Origin of the sequence: Mumia zhuanghuii, from assembly GCF_042681565.1 — a bacterium.
Taxonomy (GTDB): domain Bacteria; phylum Actinomycetota; class Actinomycetes; order Propionibacteriales; family Nocardioidaceae; genus Mumia.
The window spans coordinates 226,066-245,353 of the sequence record NZ_JBHUFT010000008.1 but is presented as its reverse complement, the minus strand read 5'-3'; the positions used below and the strand labels follow the sequence as shown (position 1 = coordinate 245,353).

At 70.5% G+C, this 19,288-nt stretch carries 19 protein-coding genes and 1 pseudogene; 9 read left to right on the top strand and 11 right to left on the bottom strand.

Annotation, left to right across the window (positions count from 1 at the left end):
* Positions 1–2: 2 nt before the first annotated feature.
* A complete protein-coding gene (locus ACFSDF_RS09505) occupies positions 3–1,142 on the bottom strand; it encodes a glycerophosphodiester phosphodiesterase (protein WP_377157257.1) in 1,140 nt (379 codons plus the stop codon).
* A 22-nt stretch (positions 1,143–1,164) separates the two neighbouring features.
* On the opposite strand from ACFSDF_RS09505, the pseudogene ACFSDF_RS09500 reads away from it, so the two are divergent.
* Positions 1,165–1,347, top strand: a pseudogene (locus ACFSDF_RS09500) (hypothetical protein); the annotation flags it as partial.
* Between the two features lie 166 nt (positions 1,348–1,513).
* Here ACFSDF_RS09500 and ACFSDF_RS09495 read toward each other — a convergent pair.
* Positions 1,514–2,830, bottom strand: coding sequence for an HNH endonuclease signature motif containing protein (locus tag ACFSDF_RS09495; protein WP_377157255.1), 1,317 nt, complete (start codon positions 2,828–2,830; stop codon positions 1,514–1,516).
* Between the two features lie 113 nt (positions 2,831–2,943).
* Between ACFSDF_RS09495 and msrA the strand changes: the two genes are divergently transcribed.
* Positions 2,944–3,579 (top strand): peptide-methionine (S)-S-oxide reductase MsrA, encoded by a 636-nt coding sequence (gene msrA / locus ACFSDF_RS09490; protein ID WP_167001779.1) that lies wholly within the window; start codon positions 2,944–2,946, stop codon positions 3,577–3,579.
* An 18-nt stretch (positions 3,580–3,597) separates the two neighbouring features.
* Here msrA and ACFSDF_RS09485 read toward each other — a convergent pair whose 3' ends face one another.
* Entirely contained in the window at positions 3,598–4,419 is an 822-nt protein-coding gene (locus ACFSDF_RS09485; RefSeq protein ID WP_167001777.1) for an alpha/beta fold hydrolase, read from the bottom strand.
* A gap of 62 nt (positions 4,420–4,481) precedes the next feature.
* On the opposite strand from ACFSDF_RS09485, the gene ACFSDF_RS09480 reads away from it, so the two are divergent.
* Positions 4,482–5,540 carry an alpha/beta hydrolase family protein gene (locus ACFSDF_RS09480; RefSeq protein WP_377157253.1) on the top strand — a complete coding sequence of 353 codons (1,059 nt, stop codon included), beginning with the start codon at positions 4,482–4,484 and terminating at the stop codon, positions 5,538–5,540.
* Between the two features lie 4 nt (positions 5,541–5,544).
* Here ACFSDF_RS09480 and ACFSDF_RS09475 read toward each other — a convergent pair whose 3' ends face one another.
* Entirely contained in the window at positions 5,545–5,823 is a 279-nt protein-coding gene (locus ACFSDF_RS09475) for a DUF2277 domain-containing protein (RefSeq protein WP_167001775.1), read from the bottom strand.
* A 53-nt stretch (positions 5,824–5,876) separates the two neighbouring features.
* Here ACFSDF_RS09475 and ACFSDF_RS09470 point away from each other — a divergent pair, with 53 nt between their 5' ends.
* Complete coding sequence (locus tag ACFSDF_RS09470) at positions 5,877–7,475, top strand: FAD-binding oxidoreductase (RefSeq protein ID WP_377157251.1); 1,599 nt, start codon at positions 5,877–5,879, stop codon at positions 7,473–7,475.
* Between the two features lie 12 nt (positions 7,476–7,487).
* On the opposite strand, the gene ACFSDF_RS09465 is transcribed toward ACFSDF_RS09470, so the two are convergent.
* The 5 genes from ACFSDF_RS09465 to ACFSDF_RS09445 form a co-directional block, all read right to left on the bottom strand.
* Positions 7,488–8,513, bottom strand: a complete 1,026-nt coding sequence (locus ACFSDF_RS09465; RefSeq protein ID WP_167001771.1) for a PHP domain-containing protein — start codon at positions 8,511–8,513, stop codon at positions 7,488–7,490.
* A 45-nt stretch (positions 8,514–8,558) separates the two neighbouring features.
* Positions 8,559–8,858, bottom strand: a complete 300-nt coding sequence (locus tag ACFSDF_RS09460) for a DUF1540 domain-containing protein (protein ID WP_167001770.1) — start codon at positions 8,856–8,858, stop codon at positions 8,559–8,561.
* Between the two features lie 227 nt (positions 8,859–9,085).
* Complete coding sequence (locus tag ACFSDF_RS09455) at positions 9,086–9,745, bottom strand: hypothetical protein (RefSeq protein WP_377157249.1); 660 nt, start codon at positions 9,743–9,745, stop codon at positions 9,086–9,088.
* A 170-nt stretch (positions 9,746–9,915) separates the two neighbouring features.
* On the bottom strand, positions 9,916–10,635 hold the full coding sequence (locus ACFSDF_RS09450) for a tyrosine-protein phosphatase (RefSeq protein WP_377157247.1): 720 nt from the start codon (positions 10,633–10,635) through the stop codon (positions 9,916–9,918).
* Positions 10,628–11,563, bottom strand: coding sequence for an LLM class F420-dependent oxidoreductase (locus ACFSDF_RS09445; protein WP_377157245.1), 936 nt, complete (start codon positions 11,561–11,563; stop codon positions 10,628–10,630). Before ACFSDF_RS09445 ends, ACFSDF_RS09450 begins: the two co-directional genes overlap by 8 nt.
* Before the next feature lie 206 nt (positions 11,564–11,769).
* On the opposite strand from ACFSDF_RS09445, the gene ACFSDF_RS09440 reads away from it, so the two are divergent.
* On the top strand, positions 11,770–12,582 hold the full coding sequence (locus ACFSDF_RS09440; RefSeq protein WP_167248896.1) for a hypothetical protein: 813 nt from the start codon (positions 11,770–11,772) through the stop codon (positions 12,580–12,582).
* On the top strand, positions 12,566–13,243 hold the full coding sequence (locus ACFSDF_RS09435) for a class F sortase (protein ID WP_377157242.1): 678 nt from the start codon (positions 12,566–12,568) through the stop codon (positions 13,241–13,243). The genes ACFSDF_RS09440 and ACFSDF_RS09435 overlap by 17 nt, the downstream gene beginning before the upstream one ends.
* 46 nt (positions 13,244–13,289) lie before the next feature.
* On the opposite strand, the gene ACFSDF_RS09430 is transcribed toward ACFSDF_RS09435, so the two are convergent.
* The gene (locus ACFSDF_RS09430) at positions 13,290–14,663 is read right to left on the bottom strand and encodes a cystathionine beta-synthase (protein WP_167001760.1); all 1,374 of its coding nucleotides are present in this window, start codon (positions 14,661–14,663) and stop codon (positions 13,290–13,292) included.
* Between the two features lie 43 nt (positions 14,664–14,706).
* Here ACFSDF_RS09430 and ACFSDF_RS09425 point away from each other — a divergent pair, with 43 nt between their 5' ends.
* Both ACFSDF_RS09425 and ACFSDF_RS09420 read left to right on the top strand, forming a co-directional pair.
* The gene (locus tag ACFSDF_RS09425; RefSeq protein ID WP_167001758.1) at positions 14,707–15,663 is read left to right on the top strand and encodes an SGNH/GDSL hydrolase family protein; all 957 of its coding nucleotides are present in this window, start codon (positions 14,707–14,709) and stop codon (positions 15,661–15,663) included.
* 75 nt (positions 15,664–15,738) lie between these two features.
* Complete coding sequence (locus ACFSDF_RS09420) at positions 15,739–16,311, top strand: ASCH domain-containing protein (protein ID WP_377157239.1); 573 nt, start codon at positions 15,739–15,741, stop codon at positions 16,309–16,311.
* Positions 16,312–16,419: 108 nt separating this feature from the next.
* On the opposite strand, the gene ACFSDF_RS09415 is transcribed toward ACFSDF_RS09420, so the two are convergent.
* Positions 16,420–17,265, bottom strand: a complete 846-nt coding sequence (locus tag ACFSDF_RS09415) for a Bax inhibitor-1/YccA family protein (protein ID WP_167001754.1) — start codon at positions 17,263–17,265, stop codon at positions 16,420–16,422.
* A 300-nt stretch (positions 17,266–17,565) separates the two neighbouring features.
* On the opposite strand from ACFSDF_RS09415, the gene ACFSDF_RS09410 reads away from it, so the two are divergent.
* Positions 17,566–19,197: a peptide ABC transporter substrate-binding protein gene (locus ACFSDF_RS09410; protein ID WP_167001752.1), complete on the top strand. Its 1,632-nt coding sequence runs from the start codon at positions 17,566–17,568 to the stop codon at positions 19,195–19,197.
* Positions 19,198–19,288 lie beyond the last annotated feature (91 nt).

Genomic DNA, 19,288 nt, shown 5'->3' with positions numbered 1-19,288 from the left:
CCTCAGCCTGCCTTCACGGAGGCGGGCCGACGCGCGGCAACCGCCAGATCAGGGAAGTCGGAGAACACACCGTCAAGCCCGAGCCGGTAGAACGTCCGCAGCTCAGCGTCGAGGTCGCCGTGCGCGTTCGGGTCGGTGCCGTCGCGGTGATCGGCGGGAAGGAACTGGTTCTCCGCGCGGAACGTCCACGCATAGACGTCGAGCCCCGCCCGATGCGCGTCGCGGACAACGGTCGTCGGGGTAGTCAGCGCCCCGGTCGCGTCGCGCGGGATGAGGACGTTCTTCTCCGCGCTGAGGACGTCGGCGTACCCTGCCATCGCCTTGAGACCTGCTGGGGTCACCATGTCCACGTACGTCGTCGGGTCACCACTGACGACGTGGTCGTACGGACGCCCGCTCGGGTTGACGTTCTGGGCGAGCGGGACGCGCACCCGCTTGGCGAGGGTCATGAGGTTCGCGGTCTCGAACGACTGGACGGTGACCGGCGACCAGCGGTGGTCGAGCCCACGGCGCTTCAGCGTGCGGACGAGCGGATCCTCGAGGTTCTTGCCGATCGACTGGAAGTACGTGGGGTGCTTGGTCTCAGGTGCGACGCCGATGACCCGTCCGCGGCGGATGCTCTCGCGCTTCGCCAGGTCGAGAACCTCTTCGAAGGTTGGCACCTCGAAGCGGCCGTCGTACGCGGTGTTGCCGGGGCGCACGAGCGGGAGGCGCTCCTTGGCCCTCAGGGTCTTGAGCTCGGCCAGCGTGAGGTCCTCGGTGAACCACCCCGTCACCGCGCGTCCGTCGATCGTCTTGGTCGTCCGGCGGTCGGCGAACTCCGGGTGCTGGGCGACGTCGGTGGTGCCGCCGATCTCGTTCTCGTGGCGGGCGACGAGGACCTTGTCCTGGGTGATGACGAGGTCCGGCTCGATCACGTCCGCGCCCTGGCGGATCGCCAGCGCGTAGGCAGCGAGCGTGTGCTCCGGGCGATAGCCGGAGGCGCCGCGGTGCGCGATGACGATCGGGTCGGCGGGTCTGTGGCGCGCCGAGTTCGAGGTGGCGTGTCCGTCGGCGGACGCCGCGGGTGCGGCGGACACGAACAACGGCCCCGCCACCGCAGCGGTGAGGGCGGTGATGAGGATGCTGCGCAAAGGGTTCATATGACGATCGCAGCGGTGGCAGGTGGCCGGAGGCCGTCAGCCGGAAGTGGGGCATGTGAACGGTGCGCGAACCTCCGTGGGCGGACCACGTGGAGCCCCGCCGCTCGAGCGTGTCGAGACCCCCGTCCCCTCACCGCTGCCCGGCGAACTGCTGGTCCAGGTCGAGGCGTGCGGGGTGTGCCGGACGGATCTGCACGTCACCGAAGGCGACCTTCCGGTCCATCGTGACCATGTCGTCCCGGGTCACGAGGTCGTCGGCCGGTGGTCGCGGACGGTACCCGTACCCGCTCGACCGCGCGCTCGAGGCCCTTCGGGATCTGAAGGCCGGACGGTTCGACGGCGCGGCGGTGCTCGTGCCGTAGCGCGACGACTCAGGTGCGCGAGACCTCGAGGAGTCGTCTCAGGTGGTTCTCGAGCACCGACGGAGGAGCGGCGCCTGGCGGGGGCGATGAGACGTACTGGTGGCCGGTCGGTGTCGTCCACGTGCGGACGCCGTCGTGATCGGTGTCGACGCGCCACCGGCGGGTCTGCTTGAGGAGGTTGTCCGAGCGGCAGAGCCCTTGGGCGTTGGCTCGCGTCGTCGCGCCCCCCGCGGCGTACGGGGTGACGTGGTCGATCTCGCGGGTACGGCACTCGCACCACGGGCGGGCGCAGTAGTCGTCGGCCGCGCGCACCATCCGCGCGACCACCTCGGGGAAGCGGCGCCGCCGCGGGTCGACGTCGGTGATCTGGTGGCCGTCGTCAGCGGTGAAGAACCGGCGTACCCACGAGCGCCCCGACGTCGCCAACCCCCGCGCCAGCTCGCCCGGGACCGGCCCGTAGCCCTGCAGCACCGCCGAAGCGTCGTCGGCGCCGAACAGCGTCTCGGACCGCATCAGGACACCGACCTCGACGTCCACCGCGGCGCCGCCCGACGTCACGCCATTGCCGCTGAGCGCCTCGAGCGCCAGATCGCACGCAAGCTGCGCGATCGTCCGCGGGTCGCCGTCGCTGCGACGAGCGGAGGCCTCGGCGTCGAGCCGGTGCCACACCCCCACCAGCTGCTCGGCGGGCGCGTAGATCGACAGCATCGCCATCGCATCCAGCTCGGGCCGCAGGTGAACGTGGCGTTCCTCGCGAGCCCGTACCGTGCGCTCGTACGCCGCGTGCGGCTCGTGGTCGAGGACCAGCCGGCGCGCAGCGGCCGCGGCACGCTTGGGCCCCAGCTCGCGCAGCTGCGGCGCGAGCTCACGGTCGACCTCCGCACGCGTCGACGGATCGAGAGAGACCGTCTCGCGACACACGGCCGCGACCACCGCCTGGTTGACCTCGCCGTCACGCAGGAGCGCGTGCGCCTCGGGGTGGTCCTCGAGGTCACGGGCGAGCCGGTAGGTGGTCTCGCCGGCGGTCGCCGACGCCTGACGCGCCATCGCGATCTCGGCGAACAACGACCGGCACAGGTCGTGCTCGGTCATCGACGAGCCGACCACCTCACGCCGGCGACGATCGAGCGCCGTCATGGCGTCGGCCTGCATGCCCTGGCCGATGCGGACGACCGCCTCGCACAACGCCACAGCCACGATCTCCCCCGCACCTGCCGCGACGACCTCGTCATCGAGCCCGTCCAACGTCGAGGCAGCATCGCTCACCGCCTCTCCCACCCGCTCAAGGAGAGCCGCGAGCAAACCGTGCGTCGCGTTGTCGCTCATGAGTTCGATTATACTGTGGTGCGGGTGTGGCGCGCCACGACTTTCCCCAGCTTTCGCCGGGAACACCGACAGGGGCGCCATGGTTGTACGTGGCGGACCCGAGGAGGAATCTGATGTTCTCGTTCAAGACGCACCTCATCTCCGCCGACCAGGCGCTGCCCGGTCGCGAGACCCGCCCCTTCACCGTCGGTGACCAGCACCTCGTGCTGGGGACGCCGATCGTCACCGATCCGCCCGAGGGCTTCGAGGTCGCGGTGTTCGGGCTGGGCTGCTTCTGGGGTGAGGAGCAGACGTTCTGGCAGGTGCCCGGCGTGTGGTCGACGTCGGTCGGCTACGCGGGCGGCTTCACCCAGAACCCCACGTACGAGGAGGTGTGCAGCGGGCGCACCGGCCATGCCGAGGTGGTCCGCGTGATCTACGACCCCGCCAAGGTCTCGTACGACGACCTGCTCAAGGTCTTCTGGGAGAACCACGACCCGACCCAGGGCATGCGCCAGGGCAACGACCGTGGCACCCAGTACCGGTCGGTGATCTTCACGACGACGCCGCAGCAGCAGGAGCAGGCCGAGGCGTCGCGCGCCGCATACCAGAAGCGGATGAGCGCCCGCGGCTACGGCGAGATCACCACGGCGATCGCTCCGCTCGGCGACTACTGGTACGCCGAGGACTACCACCAGCAGTACCTCGTGAAGAACCCGTTCGGCTACTGCCCGAACCACTCCACGGGCGTCTCGTACGCGACGAGCTGACACCCCGCTGCTGAACGCCTAACGCTCGGGGCCTCGCACGCCACGGTCATCCAGGCTCCGGAGGAACCTCCGGATCTCGTGGGTGACGGCGTCCGGGGCCTCGACCATGCTCACGTGCCCGACCCCCGGCAGCACGACCAGCTGCGAGCCGGGGATCCCTGCATGCAGGGCGTCCGCAACGGCGCGTGGAGCTCGGACGTCCTGCTCCCCGTGCAGCAGCAGCGTCGGGACGTCGACCCGCGGCAGCACGTCACGCAGGTCCGCCTCGGCCGATGCCAGCGACATCGCCCTGAACCCGTCAGGGCTGAACGCCCGCACGCTCGCGGTGAACTCCGCGACGGCGTCCGGAGGCGCGGATCGGGAGAACATCGACCCCGTCATCGCGTCAGCGAAGTCCTCCGGAGAACGCTCCGCGAGCTCCAGACACGTGCGCAGCCTCGCCTCGACCTCCTCCGCCGGCAGCGATCCCGTCCATCCTGCGTACCCACCGGCCATCACGAGCGACCGCACGATGCCTGGGTGGCGCTGGAAGGCCGACAGCTCGAGGATCGCGCCGAACGAGATCCCGCCGAGATGCGCTCGCTCGATGCCGAGCACCCGGAGGAACGCGGCCAGGCAGTCGGCGTAGTCGGTGATGCGGAACCACTCCGGCGGGTCCGACGACCGGCCCGCGCCGGGGGCGTCCCAGAGGATCACCGTGCACTCGTCGGCGAGGGCGTCGGCCTGCCTGCCCCAGGTCGAGCGGCCGTCGCCGACGAACCCCTGCGTCAGGACCAGCTCCGGCCCACGACCCACCCTCTCGTAGGCGATCCGTAGTCCCTCGACCTCGACCTGCGCCATGACTGCCCACCCCAACACTGCTCTCCGTACCCCTCCAGAGTCGCACGAGGCACACTGGAGCCATGCGGATCACGCCCGTACGGACGGTCGTCGCCGCGCTCGCCCTGACGGCGACCGCGGCCTGCACCGCGGAGCGTACGGACAACGAGGCGGACCAGTCCCCCGCGACGTCGGCGGGCACCTCGTCACCGACCACGCCGCCCGCGACCAGCCCGCCGACCACGACCTCCCCGACGACACCGATGCCGACCGCAACCAGTCCCGTCTCCCTCCCCGCCCTGATGGCCAAGGAGTACGACGGCCGTGCCCTGCGCCTGCGCCGCATGCTCGCCCGCACAGACGCGTACGTCCGCCACGCCGTCACCTACCGCAGCGGCGACCTGCGGATCTCCGGCATCCTCAACGTCCCTCGCGGCAAGGGCCCGTTCCCGGTGGCGATCCTGGCCCACGGCTACATCGACCCCGCGATCTACACGACCGGGCGCGGGATGATGCGCGAGCAGGACTACCTGGCGCGTGAAGGATTCGCGGTGCTGCACGTGGACTACCGCAACCACGCCGGCTCCGACGACGACCCGGAGGCCGAGCGCGACCTGCGGCTGGGCTACACCGAGGACGTGATCAACGCCGTCCTCGCCGTGCGTCGCTCCGACGACCCGCGCCTCGACGGCGACCGCGTCGGGCTCGTCGGGCGGTCGATGGGCGGCGGCGTCGTCCAGAACGTGCTCGTGACGCAGCCCGGGCTGGTCGACGGGGGCGTCGTGTTCGCGTCGGTCAGCAGCAGCACGGTCGACAACTACGAGCGGTGGATCGAGAACGACCGGCCCGAGGTCGCCCAGTCGATCGTCCGCGCCCACGGGTCGCCCGAGGACAACCCGGAGCTCTGGGCGCAGGCCTCACCTCGGACGTACGTCGGCCGCGCGACCGAGCCGCTGCTCATGCTCCACGGCACCGTCGACGACACCTGCCCCCCGCGATGGGCCCGGCGGACGGCGGCGGCGTTCGAGGAGGCGGGCAAGGACGTCCGGCTCGTCTGGTACGAGGGTGAGGGCCACACGTTCGGTCCGCAGTGGCCCGCGTCGATGCGCGAGACCGTACGGTTCCTGCGGCGCCAGCTGTGAGCGCTCAGCCGGCCATCGAGGCGTAGCGCTTCGCCGCGCGCGCCTTGGCCTTCTCGGCCTCGACCTCGCGGTCCTTGGGCGGCGCGTTGGCAACCAGGTCGTCGAGCAGGTGCTGGGTGAGATGGGCGATCTCGTGCACGGCACGGTCGAACGCCTCGGCGTTGGCCTGGGACGGCTTGGTCATCCCGCTGACCTTGCGCACGTACTGGAGGGCTGCCGCCTCGATCTCTTCGTCGGTCGCGTGCGGCTCAAAGTTGTGAAGGGTCCTGATGTTGCGGCACATGCCTTCACGCTACGCCCTCCGGCGGGTCGTTTCAGGGGCTAGAGTCGGCACCCATGACACAGACGCCGGGTACGCGGTCGTGGTGGGGCTGGGGCATGCAGGAGGAGGCGCTCGACGCCCGCGAGACCGAGGCGCTGGTCCGGCGGATCGCGCGCCTTCTCCCTGACGCCGACCCCACCCCGCACCTCGCGCCCACGCTCACGGCCGACGACCTGCCGGCGATCAGGGTCGAGCCACCTGCCTCGCTCAGCGCCTTGTGCAGCACCGACACGGTCGACCGCGCGGCGCACACCCACGGCAAGGCGTTCCGTGACGTCGTGCGCAACCTGCGCGGCGACCTCGCCCACGCGCCCGACCTCGTTGTACGCCCACACACCGAGCGCGACGTCGTCGACGTGCTCGACTGGGCCTCGTCCGCGAACGTCGCGGTCATTCCGTACGGCGGCGGCACCTCGGTCGTCGGCGGCGTCGAGCCGCGTCTCGACGGCGACTACGCCGGAGCGGTGTCGCTCGACGTGACCGCGATGGACCAGGTCCTCGAGGTCGACCGCACCAGTCGCGCGGCGCGGATCCAGGCGGGCGTCCTCGGACCGCATCTCGAGGACCAGCTGCGCCCGTACGGCCTCACGCTGAGGCACTTCCCGCAGTCGTTCGCGTTCTCGACGCTGGGCGGCTGGCTCGCGACGAGGGCGGGCGGGCACTTCGCCACGCTCGCCACCCACATCGACGACCTGACGGAGTCGATGCGTGTCGTCTCCCCGTACGGGGTGGGCGAGTCGCGTCGCCTCCCCGGCTCGGGCGCCGGCCCGTCCCCCGACCGGATGTTCCTCGGGTCGGAGGGGACGCTCGGCGTGATCACCGAGGCCTGGATGCGGCTCCAGGACCGGCCTCGCTGGCGCGCCGGAGCGTCGGTGCACTTCGCGGACTGGGACGGTGCCGTCGACGCGACACGTGCCGTTGCCCAGTCCGGGCTCCACCCGGCGAATTGCCGTCTCCTCGATGCCGGCGAGGCGTTCCTCAACGCCGGTGCAGCGGTCGGCGGCGGCGTGCTCGTGCTCGGCTTCGAGTCGGCCGACCATCCTGTCGACGCCGCCCTCGCACGGGCGGTCGAGCTGTGCCTCGACCACGGCGGGACGCTGCCCGAGGATGCGGACCGCGGCGCCGACACGGCGCGGGACGCCGCGGCGTCCACGTGGCGCTCGTCGTTCCTCCGCATGCCGTACCAGCGCGACGCCCTGGCCCAGCGCTCGGTCATCGCCGAGACGTTCGAAACGGCGACGACGTGGGACCGCTTCCCCGCGCTGCACGCCGCGATCACGGCCGCGGCGACCGAGGCGATCCGCGAGGTCTGCGGCATCGGTGTCGTCACCTGCCGGTTCACCCACGTCTATCCCGACGGCCCGGCTCCGTACTACGGCGTCTACGCACCCGGCCGCTGGGCGAGCATCGTCGAGCAGTGGGACGCCATCAAGACCGCGGTGTCTGAGGCGATCCTTGGCAACGGCGGCACGATCACGCACCACCACGCGGTCGGTCGCGACCACAGGCCGTACGCCGCGCAGCAGCGCCCTGCGCCGTTCGCCGCCGCGCTCACCGCCGCCAAGCACACCCTCGATCCGGCCGGGATCCTCAACCCGGGCGTGCTGCTCTGAGCCGTGCCCGCGTCAGCGCTTCGACCACGCGAGCAGATCATCGAGCGGCCAGGTGTCGACGACGCGCTCGGCCGTGACGCCCGCGGCCTCGGCCCGCGCGCACGCCAACCCCTGCCACGCCAGCTGCCCCGGCGCATGGGCGTCGGTGTCGATCGAGAACAGGCATCCGCGTTCGAGTGCCACCTCGATCAGCCGGCTCGGGGGGTCACGGCGCTCGGGTCGGCTGTTGATCTCGACCGCCGTGTCGAACTGCTTGCACGCCTCGAAGACCATCTCCGCGTGGAACGCCGACTCAGGCCGCGTTCCTCGGCCGCCCTCGACCAGCCGCCCGGTGACATGGCCGAGCACGTCCGTGTGCGGGTTGGCGACGGCGGCGACCATCCGGCGCGTCATCGTGTCGGCCTCGTCGCGCAGGCGCGAGTGGATGCTCGCCACCACCACGTCGAGCCGCTCGAGAAGCTCAGGCTCCTGGTCGAGGCTTCCGTCGTCGAGGATGTCGACCTCGATGCCGGTGAGGATCCGAAAGGGTGCGAGCTCGTCGTTGAGAGCAGCAACCACGTCGAGCTGCTCACGCAGGCGATCCGGCGACAGCCCCCGTGCGACGGTCAACCGCGGCGAGTGGTCGGTCAGCGCGCAGTACTCGTGGCCGAGCGACTTGGCAGTCCTCATCATCTCGTCGATCGAGGCCCCGCCGTCGGACCAGGTGGAGTGCGTGTGGAGGTCGCCACGCAGCGCCTGCCGCAGCGGTGTGTCGTCGCCGGGGATCGGTGCGGCGTCCGTACGGAGCCTGGCGAGGGTGTCGGGGACCTTCCCGGCCCGGGCCTGCGCGATCACCGCTGAAGTCTTGGCCCCGATCCCGCTGAGCTCCGTCCAGGTGTCGCGTGCAGCCAGCCGGTCGAGGTCGGCGTCCCCGAGATCGTCATAGACGTCGGCCGCCTTCCGGTACGCCATGGGCCGGCGGGGCTCGGCCCGGGCGCGTTCGAGGAGGTACGCGATCTCACGGAGGGCAGCCGACGGCCCGGGGGCCGGGGCATTCATCCCGGCCTCCGGGCCGTCCGCGTGCCTGCGTCGCGCGGGGACGGGTCAGATCCGCATCTGGTAGGTGAGGCAGTCTGCCTTGTCCTTGCCGGGTCCGACCCGGATCGCGTCGGCGGTGCACTCAAGCTCGGAGTTGTGGACACAGTCCGAACGGTGGCACGCACCGACGCGCGCCACCACCTTGGCGAGGCCACCGCTGGGCCCCAGGTCGATGAAGGTGCCGCACGCGGCGTCGTTGGTCGAGCCGGCGATCGTGATCGCTCCGGCGTGGCATGCGTGCTCGTGGTTGTACGAACAGCCGGCGACTACGCACTCGCCGACCTCGGGAAGTTCCGTGACGGTCATGCCCTACCCCCTGTGCGATGGCCTAGAACCTCAGGCTAGAGCGCCGGTCCCGGCATTAGGCAAGACTCAGCGGGGCCAGGGTAAGGCAAGGCTCTCCGTGCCTGGGCATCCCCCGAGCAAGCCGCTGGGTCCGGTGCCGTCCCTCCCGAACACCGGACCCAGCGGGTCTGGCGGGCGCCGATCGCGCAATCCCTCCCAGTCACACGACCGGCACCCGGTCTCAGCGCTCAGAACTGGATCGGACCTGCCTTGAGCGACATCTGGTTGCCGCTGCCCGAGAGCAGCTGCGTGAGGAGGAAGTCGCGCCCACTCGTGGGACCGACCTTGAACCCGCAGCCCTGGAAGCCGGGGATCGTGAACTCGCCGACAAGGTTCGCCGGCTCGGTCAGCGAGAACGGCTCGGTCGACCGGAGCGTGGTCGTGACCTCGCCGGTACGGCAGCCGCTGCGCACGATGTTCAGGAACGGCAGGAGATCGGACGACACCCGCGGGACCTCGAGGCGGAACGCCACGTCGACGACGACGATGCCATCGTTGCCGACGGTCGCCGCGGCATTGCGGGTCTGCACGATCTTGACCGTCGAGGTCGTGTCACCGAGGCCGGGGATACCCAGCAGACGGATGTGGGCGTCGATCGTCGGGATGGACAGGTCGCCGACCACCGAGATCGGCGGTCCGAAGTCGAAGTCACCGGTCAGCTTGGCGCCTTCGGGGATCTCGAGCGTGGCGTTCTGCTTGGCCACCGTGGTCGTGCCGCTGATCGGCAAGGTGACCGGGACGGCGCTGGCTGGTGCCGCTGTGGCGACCAGGCTCCCGATCATCAGTGCGCCGACAGCCGACGCTGCGCCGATTGACGGCAATCTGGCGAGTCGTGTGCGAATGGACATGGGTCTCCCTCACGGTCGGACGGCGCACCCACGGCGATGATCCTCCGGGGGCAGGAGCCGTACCTGTGTTGTGGCTCACGACACTACTCACAGGTAACCTAGCCCTGCAACCATCGGTTACACTGCGCAACTACCTGTCTGTGACGTCGATCCGGAGACCCTCGCCGCCCTCAGACGACGAGACGCTCGCGCAGCCCGTCGATGACCACGGCCTCTGCTCCAGCGTCGTAAAGCCAGCCCGCCGTCCCTCCGGGATGGCTGTCCCAGACGTCGAGGACGGCGTCGATCGCGTCCTGCGGGATCGCGAGGTACGAGGTGGGCGCGGGCCGTGCCGGATCGATCGGCGCCGACATGTGGAGGCGGCGCAGCACCGCGTCCATCGAAGCCCCGGTGGCCAGGTAGTCCTTGACGACCGCGTCGCGCGACACCCCGGCCGTACGGAGGATCATCGCGACCGCGACACCCGTACGGTCCTTGCCCGCCGCGCAGTGCAGGAGGGTCGGGCCGTCGTGGGCGGCGACCTCACGGGCGACCTCGACCAGCTCGGCACGCGCGATCTCGAGCATGCCGAGATAAAGCGCCTGCAGACCACCGGTCGCCATCCGCGCGACGACCTCCGGGTTGGCCGACTGCGGGCCGTCGGGGCGCAGCGCCTCGAGCAGCGAGATCCGGCGCACCGTCGCGCCCGCTCCCGCCAGCGGGTGGCGAGGTCCGGCCTCGGCGCTCGAGCGAAGGTCGAGGACCAGGCTCGGCGGCCAGCGCACCCCGTCCGGGCCGCGGTCGTCGGCGCTGGGCATCGCGCTGCGCAGCAGCACCCCGTGGGTGGTCGTGGCACCGTCCTCGGTCGGGAGTCCGCCGAGGTCGCGAAGATTGGGGACCGTCTCAGGCATCGGCCACCACCGGGAGGACCTCCTCGCCCAGCAGCGCGACGTGCTCGAGGTCGGCCAGGTCCAGCACCTGCAGGTAGATCCGCTGCGAACCCTGCGCGGCGTACTCGGCGATCCGCTCGGCCACCTGGGCCGGCGTCCCGCAGAGGCCGTTCTCGGCGAGCTCGTCGACCTCGCGACCGATCGCGGCCGCCCGGCGGGCGATCTCGGCGTCGTCGCGACCGCAGCAGACGACGAGCGCGCTGGAGTACGTGAGCTCCTCGGGGTCGCGCCCGATCTCCTCGCACGCGGCGCGCACCCGGTCGTACTTCGCACGGTGCTCGGAGACAGGGGTGAACGGCAGGTTGAACTCCTGCGCGAAGCGCGCCGCGAGCGCCGGGGTCCTCCGTGCGCCCTGACCACCGATGAGGACCGGCGGGCGGGGTGACTGCACGGGCTTGGGCAGCGCCGGGGAGTCGGCCAGGGTGTAGTGCTTGCCCCCGTACGAGAAGAGCTCGCCGACCGGCGCCTCCCACAGGCCGGTGACGACCTCGAGCTGCTCCTCGAGGCGGTCGAAGCGCTCCCCCGTCGCGGGGAACGGGATCCCGTACGCCTCGTGCTCGGCAGCGAACCAGCCGGCGCCGAGGCCCAGCTCGACGCGACCGCCGCTCATCTGGTCGACCTGGGCGACCTGGATCGCGAGCACACCCGGATGGCGGAACGTCGCCGACGTCATCAGCGTCCCGAGCCGGATGCGGGACGTGTCGCGGGCGAGCGCCGCGAGCGTCGTCCAGGCATCGGTCGGACCAGGCAGTCCTTCGGCATTCATCGCGAGGTAGTGGTCGGACCGGAAGAACGCTCCGAAAGCGTGCTCCTCGGCAGCGACCGCGACGGCGAGAAGATCGTCGTACGTGGCACCCTGTTGTGGCTCGGTGAAGATGCGCAGCTCCATGATGACCACTCTGCCACGCACCGCTGAGGCGCCCCTGAACCACTGAGATGGCGAGGCGCATCGAGGCCTGGTAGAGGAGGACCGCGATGCACTAGGGTTTGGGCGACCGCGCCTGGAATCCTTCCAGTTTCCGGGTGCGCCCCCACCCCCGGACGACTGCTGCCACCCCGCCTGCCGGCAGCCGTCGAGAGAGAAGTCATATCAACGTGCGCACAGTCACGAAGCTCGTTGCGGCAGTCGGACTGGCCCTGGTGCCCGCCCTCCTCGTCGCCCCCGCGAGCCACGCCACCGGCAACCACAACAAGGTCTGCTCCGGCCTCGACTCCGGCAAGAAGGACGTCCAAGGCAGCAAGAAGTCGCTCACCTTCACCGCCCCCGACGGCAAGCTCATCGACGGTTACTGCGTGAAGGCTGGTTCGACGCAGCAGGGCAACGGCCCCGTCTACATCGCGGTCGACCCGGCCAAGGCGTCCATCACCATCGAGCACCCGTCCGGCAAGGACATCAGCCACTACTCCGTCTCCTACGCGACGGACGGTGAGCCCTGCGTCGGCACCAGCACCAAGACCGGCGGCGGCCACAAGCCCAAGCCGGACCCGTGCGAGCCCACAGCGACGGCGACCTACACCCCGCCGACCTCGTCGCCCACGAGCCCGCCGACCGAGACCACGCCTCCCACCACCGAGCCGACGACGCCTCCGACCACGGAGCCGCCGACGGAGACCACGCCTCCCACCGAGCCGCCGACGGAGACCACTCCGCCGAGCCCGACCGAGAGCGTCGCGTCTGAGACCGAGACGGCACCGCCGGCCGACGGTGGCGGTGACGACGACGAGGACCAGGGCGTCGCGGGCAGCGACGAGAACGCGCCGACCGCGGTCGACGCCGGCCTGGTCGGCAACACCACCAACACGTCCACGACATCGATCGCCACGATCGTCGGTCTGACGGGAGGAGCGCTCCTCCTCGCGTCGGCAGTCATGATGTGGATGCGCAAGCGCGGTGACCACCGAGCCTGATCTCGTCACCGTCCGCCGTGAGGCGCGTGCCCGTCGCCGGGCACGCGCCCGCGTGCGTGCGGCCATCGGAGCCGTCGTGGGTGTCGTCGGTGTGGCCTGTGTCGCGTGGGCGATCATGGGCGCACCGGCGCCTGCGACGGCTCCGAGCTCGGCGAGCGTGACACCCACGCCGCAGGTGACGACACCGACCGAAGCGGCGGGCGGCATCGTCGCCCTCCCCAAGGGACGCGCGCGTCCACGACTCGTCGTCATCCCCGCGCTCGGCGTCAAGGCCCCCGTCGAGCCGATGCCGGTGATCGACGGTGTGCTCACTCCCCCGAGTCCCGCGACGACGGTCGGATGGTGGGACCGCAGCGCCCGACCCGGATCGTCACGGGGCACGGTCGTCGTCGCAGGGCACAAGGTCCAGGCAGGTGGCGGCGCCTTCGACACGCTCGGCACCCTGAACCCCGGCGATCGCGCGACCCTGCGGACGACGCGTGGCCGCGTCCACTACGTCGTGAAGCGGGTCGTCACGTACGACCGCGCGACGCTCGCGCAGAAGTCGAAGAGCATCTTCCGCCAGGGCGGCAGGCCTCGCCTCATCCTCATCACGTGCGAGGACTGGGACGGGCAGGCGTACCGCTCAAACACCGTCGTCTACGCCACGCCCGTCAGCTGACGACGCGGCGGTCGTCCTGGGCAGCCGCGCGCGCCTCGGGGCTCGCTCAGAGCGTGGCGACGTACCCCAAGAGATCGTGGCGCGTCAGCACGCCCACCGGGTCGCCGTCCTCGTGGACGACCACGGCATCCGCGTTCCCGAGCGCGGCGACAGCCTCCTCCACGGGCTCACCGGCGCCGATGCTCGGCAGCGAGGGCGCCATGTGCTCCTCGACGGTGTCGGCGAGCGACGCCTCGCCGTGGAAGAGCTTGTCGAGCAGGTCGCGCTCGCTCACCGCACCCGCGACCTCCGCAGCGCGCACGGGCGGCTCGGCCCGCAGCACCGGCATCTGCGAGACGCCGTACTCGCGGAGGATCTTCACCGCCTCGGCGACGGACTCGTGGGGGTGGGTGTGGACGAGGTCAGGGAGACGCCCCTCCTTGCCGCGGAGCAGGTCGCCGACCGTCTGCTCGCCGCGCGGCGGAGTGAGGAAGCCGTAGCGGGCGAGCCACTCGTCGTCAAAGACCTTCGTGAGATAGCCGCGTCCACCGTCGGGCAGCAGCACGACGATGACGGCGTCGGGGTCGTCGATCTCCTGCGCGAGGCGGACTGCCGCGGCCGCGGCCATGCCGGCGGAGCCGCCGACGAGCATCGCCTCCTCGCGTGCGAGGCGCCGCGTCATCGCGAACGAGTCCGTGTCGCTGACCTCGATGATCCGGTCGCAGACGTCACGGTCGTACGTGTCGGGCCAGAAGTCCTCGCCGACACCCTCGACCAGGTACGGCCGCCCCGTGCCGCCGGAGTAGACCGAGCCGTGCGGGTCGGCGCCGACGATCTGGACCCGTCCCTCGCTGACCTCCTTGAGGTAGCGACCGGTGCCCGAGATCGTGCCGCCGGTGCCGATGCCGGCCACGAAGTGCGTGATGCGGCCGTCGGTCTGCTGCCAGATCTCCGGGCCCGTCGTCTCGTAGTGGGCACGCGGGTTGTTCACGTTCGCGTACTGGTTGGGCTTCCAGGCACCGTCGATCTCGCGCACCAGACGGTCGGAGACCTCGTAGTAGGAGTCGGGGTGCTCCGGCGGGACCGCGGTCGGGCACACGACGACCTCTGCCCCGTACGCCTTGAGGACGTTCCGCTTGTCCTCACTGACCTTGTCCGGGCACACGAAGACGCAGTGGTAGCCCTTCTCCTGGGCGACCATCGCGAGCCCGACACCAGTGTTGCCGCTGGTCGGCTCGACGATGGTGCCACCCGGCTTCAGCTCGCCGGACTCCTCGGCGGCCTCGACCATCCGGGTGGCGATGCGGTCCTTCACGCTCCCCCCGGGATTGAGGTACTCGACCTTGGCGAGCACCAACGGCGAGGCGCCGTCCGTCACTCGGCGAAGGCGTACGAGCGGAGTGTCTCCGACCAGATCAAGCAGCGCGTTAGCGTAGTCCACACTCGCAGTCTAGAGAGCGACCAAGGATGGTGGTGGGGCGGCAATGACTCGGGCACGTGCAGCACGCAGGCTCGCGACCGCGGCGCTCTTCGGCGGGGGCGGGCTCGGCCTGCTCGGCGGCGGAGCGGTCGGGCTCCTCAAGCTGCAGGCGGGGCGCGCGCGCGACAAGATCGGCGTGAGCGACGACCGGCCGCCTACGCCCGACGGGGTGTACGGCGCGGAGCTGCCGGGCGAGCCGATCCGCTTCGTCATGCTCGGCGACTCCACCGGCGTCGGGTACGGCATGCTGCGGGCCGAGGACACGCCGCCCGCACTGTTCGGCGAAGGGCTCTCGCAGATCGCAGGGCGTCCCGTCGAGGTCTCCAGCCGCGCGATCGTCGGTGCGGTGTCGACCGACCTCGCCGCGCAGATCGCACTCGTGCTGCCATCCCACCCGCAGGTCGCCGCGCTCGTCATCGGCGCCAACGACGTCACGCACGTGAAGAACGTCTCCGGAGCCGTCGCCGCGCTCGGCGAGGCCGTCCGCACGCTGCGCGAGAACGGCTGCGAGGTCGTCGTCGGGACCTGCCCCGACCTCGGTACCGTACGCCCACTCCCCCAGCCGCTGCGGATGCTCGCCCGAACGATCAGCCGACGCCTCGCCGCCGCGCAGGTGATCAGCGTCGTCGAGGCCGGAGGGCGGGCGGTCTCACTGAGCAACCTGCTCCAGCGCGACTTCTGGACCGCCCCCTCGGAGCTGTTCGGCGACGACAAGTTCCACCCGTCGGCCGCGGGCTACGCGAGCATGGTCGCCGCGATGCTGCCGTCGGTGGCGGTCGCAGTGGGCGCCTGGGACGACGACGAGGAGTCGGCCGCGTTCCCGGAGGGCATCGTCCTGCCGGTCTCGTTCGCGGCCGCAGAGGCGGTTGACACGGGCGGCACCGAGGTCTCGCGCTCCGAGGTCGCCGGAGCCGCCCGGGGCCCGCGCGGACGCTGGGCCGCCCTCCGCGTCCGCCGCTGACGCCCGCGGGTCACTTTCTGCGGGCGCCGGGTCGCTCTCTGCGCTTCCCGGGTCACTCCGCCGTACGGTGACCGCATGATCCTGAACCGTGCAACGCTCGACGGGATCGTCGCCGGACGCGTCGACCGGGCGTACCGGCGATGGGCTCGACCCCGCGTACGGCCCGGCACCCGGATGCGCACGGCCGTGGGCGTCCTCGCAGTCGAGGAGGTCGTACGGGTGGACCCGACGACGCTCGGCGACGCCGAGGCACGATGTGCGGGTCTGGCCGACGCCGACGCGCTTCGGCGCGCTCTCGCACGTCGCACGGACGGCGACGTCTATCTCGTACGACTCCGGTACGACGGCGCGGACCCGCGTGTGGCGCTCCGTGAGGACGACGCGATGTCAGCAGAGGTCCGTGCCGACCTCGACCGGCGACTCGCGCGGATGGACGCCTCCGCCGACGCGCCCTGGACCCGGCGCGCGCTCATGATCATCAAGGAGCAGCCGGCCGTTGTGTCGACCGAGCTTGCCGCCGGTCTCGGCATGGAACGGATGCACTTCAAGCGGCGGGTCCGGCGACTCAAGGAGCTCGGCCTGACCGAGAGCCTCGAGGTCGGCTACCGGCTCTCGCCACGGGGCGCTGCATACCTCCGCAGAGAGTGACCCGGGGAGCGCAGAGAGGGACCCGGGAACGGAGACGGGCGCCCCGACGTCCACCCAGCCGCGAGGCCGAGAACGTCGAGACGCCCGTCTCGAGGGGGCGGCCCGGATCTAGTTGTCGCCGCGCAGGATCGCGAGAATACGCAAGATCTCGATGTAGAGCCAGATCAGCGTGACGGTGAGTCCGAAGGCGGCGCGCCAGGACTCGCGCTCGGGCAGCCCCTCGCGCACACCGGTCTCGACGTAGTCGAAGTCGAGGATGAGGCACAGCACACCCAGGACGACCGCGATGCAGCTGACGATCAGGCCGAGCATCGAGAAGTCACGCAGACCGAAGTCGGCGCCGAAGAAGCTCAGCACGAAGTTGAGCAGCACGACGGCCATGAAGCCGAACAGCGCCGCCGTCACGCCGCGGCGGAACTTGTCGGTGACCTGGATGTTGAAGAAGCGGTAGACGAACAACGTGCCGGCGAACGCGGCGATCGTGCCGAGCACGGCCTGCGCGACGATGCCGGAATCACCGACGTATGAGGCGACGACCTTGGAGAGGGCACCGACGAAGACGCCCTCGACGACCGCGTACGCGAGAACCAGCGCCGGGCTGATGATCTTCTTGAAGGAGTTCACCAAGGCCAGCACGAAGCCGATGATCGCGCCGCCGGTCGCGAACGCGAACGCCGTGTTGAGCGCCGACTGGTCGACGGTGACGTCGCCGAGGTAGAACCAGACCAGCGCGGCGGAGACCGCGGTGAGCCCGATCGTCAGCGCGGTCTTCTGGACGACCGAGTCGACGGTCATCCGGTCGACGACGGCCGTGTCGTACGGGCCCTGGCCGCCACCGTCACCGGCGTCGCCGGGCGCCCCGACCTGCCAGGTGCTCGGATCGGAGTATCCAGTCTGGCTGGCGCGTCCGTTGAACTCGTCACTGCGGGAGAAGACGGGGTTGTGGCTCTTCATCAATCCTCCGTACGGGGGGCGGGCTCCGACCTGAGCCCGTCCTTTGGCCAAACCCTACCGGAGCACCCCGCCCCCACCGCCAGCCTCGGCGAGTCGGATGGTTTTACGTTCACTTTCTTCCCGCCGTACGTGTTCCCACCGTTCGAGTCATCGCCGGCTCCTCCGGTATCCGGAGCGTAACTTTGTTGGACAGGGTGATTACAGGTCGGTTACAGGCGTTCCGTACGGCGGCACCTGTACGGCACGATCAACACAGCCTCCGCGCGCCGACCAGGGGGCGATCACGTTGGGAGACAGATAGTGAAGATTGCTCAACTGGCCGCGGGTCTGACCGCCGCGGCTCTGGTGCTGACGGGCTGCGGAGGCGGGGACGACGAAGGCGACGGTGAGACTACCGTCCGGCTGAGCATCGAGCAGGATGTCGACACGCTCCTGCCGATGGACTCCAACGTCAACGACAACATCAGCGTGCTCGACGTCGTCTACGACGGGCTCGTCCGCTACGACCCCAAGACGACGAAGCCCTACAACTACGTCGCGGAGGACGTCAGCACCACCGACAACACGGTGTGGACGATCAAGATCAAGGACGGCTTCGAGTTCCAGAACGGCGAGCCCGTCGACGCCGCAGCGTTCGCCCGCGCATGGAACTACGCCGCGTACGGGCCGAACGCGATGGGCAACAACTACTTCTTCGAGCGCTTCACCGGCTACGACGAGATGCAGGGCGAGTACGAGGAGGACGACGAGGGCAACGTCACCGTCACGACGGAGCCGACTGCCAAGGAGCTCACCGGCGTCAAGGTCGTCGATCCTCAGACCCTCGAGATCACCCTCAACGGCCCGTTCGCCGGCTTCTCCACGATGCTCGGCTACACCGGCTTCTTCCCGGTGGCGCAGGAGTGCATCGACGACGTCGATGCGTGCGCCGTCAAGCCGATCGGCAACGGTCCGTTCGAGGTCGAGGAGTGGGAGCAGGGCCAGCGCCTCACCGCCGCGAAGTGGAGCGACTACAAGGGTGAAGAGACGCCCGACTTCGACCGCATCGAGTGGACCGAGTACTCCGGCGACTCCGACTGGGCCGACTTCGAGGCCGGCGACGTCGACGCCACGGGCGACGTCCCGCCGGCGGAGTGGGAGCGTGCGACGAGCGACCCCGACCTCTCCTCACGGATGATCGAGGGCCCGGGCGCGGCACTGTCGTACCTCGGCTTCCCGATGTATCTCGGCAAGCCCTTCGACGACGTCGAGTTCCGCAAGGCGATCTCGCTGGCGATCGACCGCAAGACCATCGTCGACAAGGTCGTCCCCGGCCAGTACGTCGCCGCCGACAGCTGGGTCATCCCCGACGGTGTCCCGGGTGGCGTCGCCGGGACCTGCGAGTTCTGCACGTTCGACCCGGCCGCGGCCAAGGCGGCGCTGGCGAAGGCCGGCGGCTGGCCCAAGGGCAAGAAGCTCACGATCCACCTCGGCGAGGACGAGACGCAGGAGGCGATCTTCAAGGCCGTCGGCGACTCGATCCAGCTCAACCTCGGCATCCCGTACGTGCTGGACCCGACGCCGGACTTCTTCGACCGCCGCTCGGCTCGCGACTTCGACGGCATCATGCGCAGCAACTGGTTCCCGGACTACCCGCTCAACGAGAACTACCTCGCGCCCGTCTACGCCAGCGGAGACGCCAAGAAGGGCAACGAGAACTTCGGCTACTACAACGCCGAGTTCGAGAAGCTCATCAAGGAGGGTGACGCGGCGCCGGACCTCGAGGCGGCTGTCTCGAAGTACCAGGAGGCCGAGAAGGTCATCGCGACCGACCTGGCCGGCGTCCCGGTCATGTTCGCCCAGAACGTGATGTTCTACAGCGACCGTCTCGACGACGTGGTGCTCGACCCGTTCAGCGGGGAGATCAAGCTGCGTCTGCTCAAGGTGAGCTGACGTCGGTCCGGTGGCCGGCGCCCGTGGGGCGTCGGCCGCCGGCCGCACCATGTCGCCGTACGGCCGCACCGGTCGTACGGCCTCGAGACGG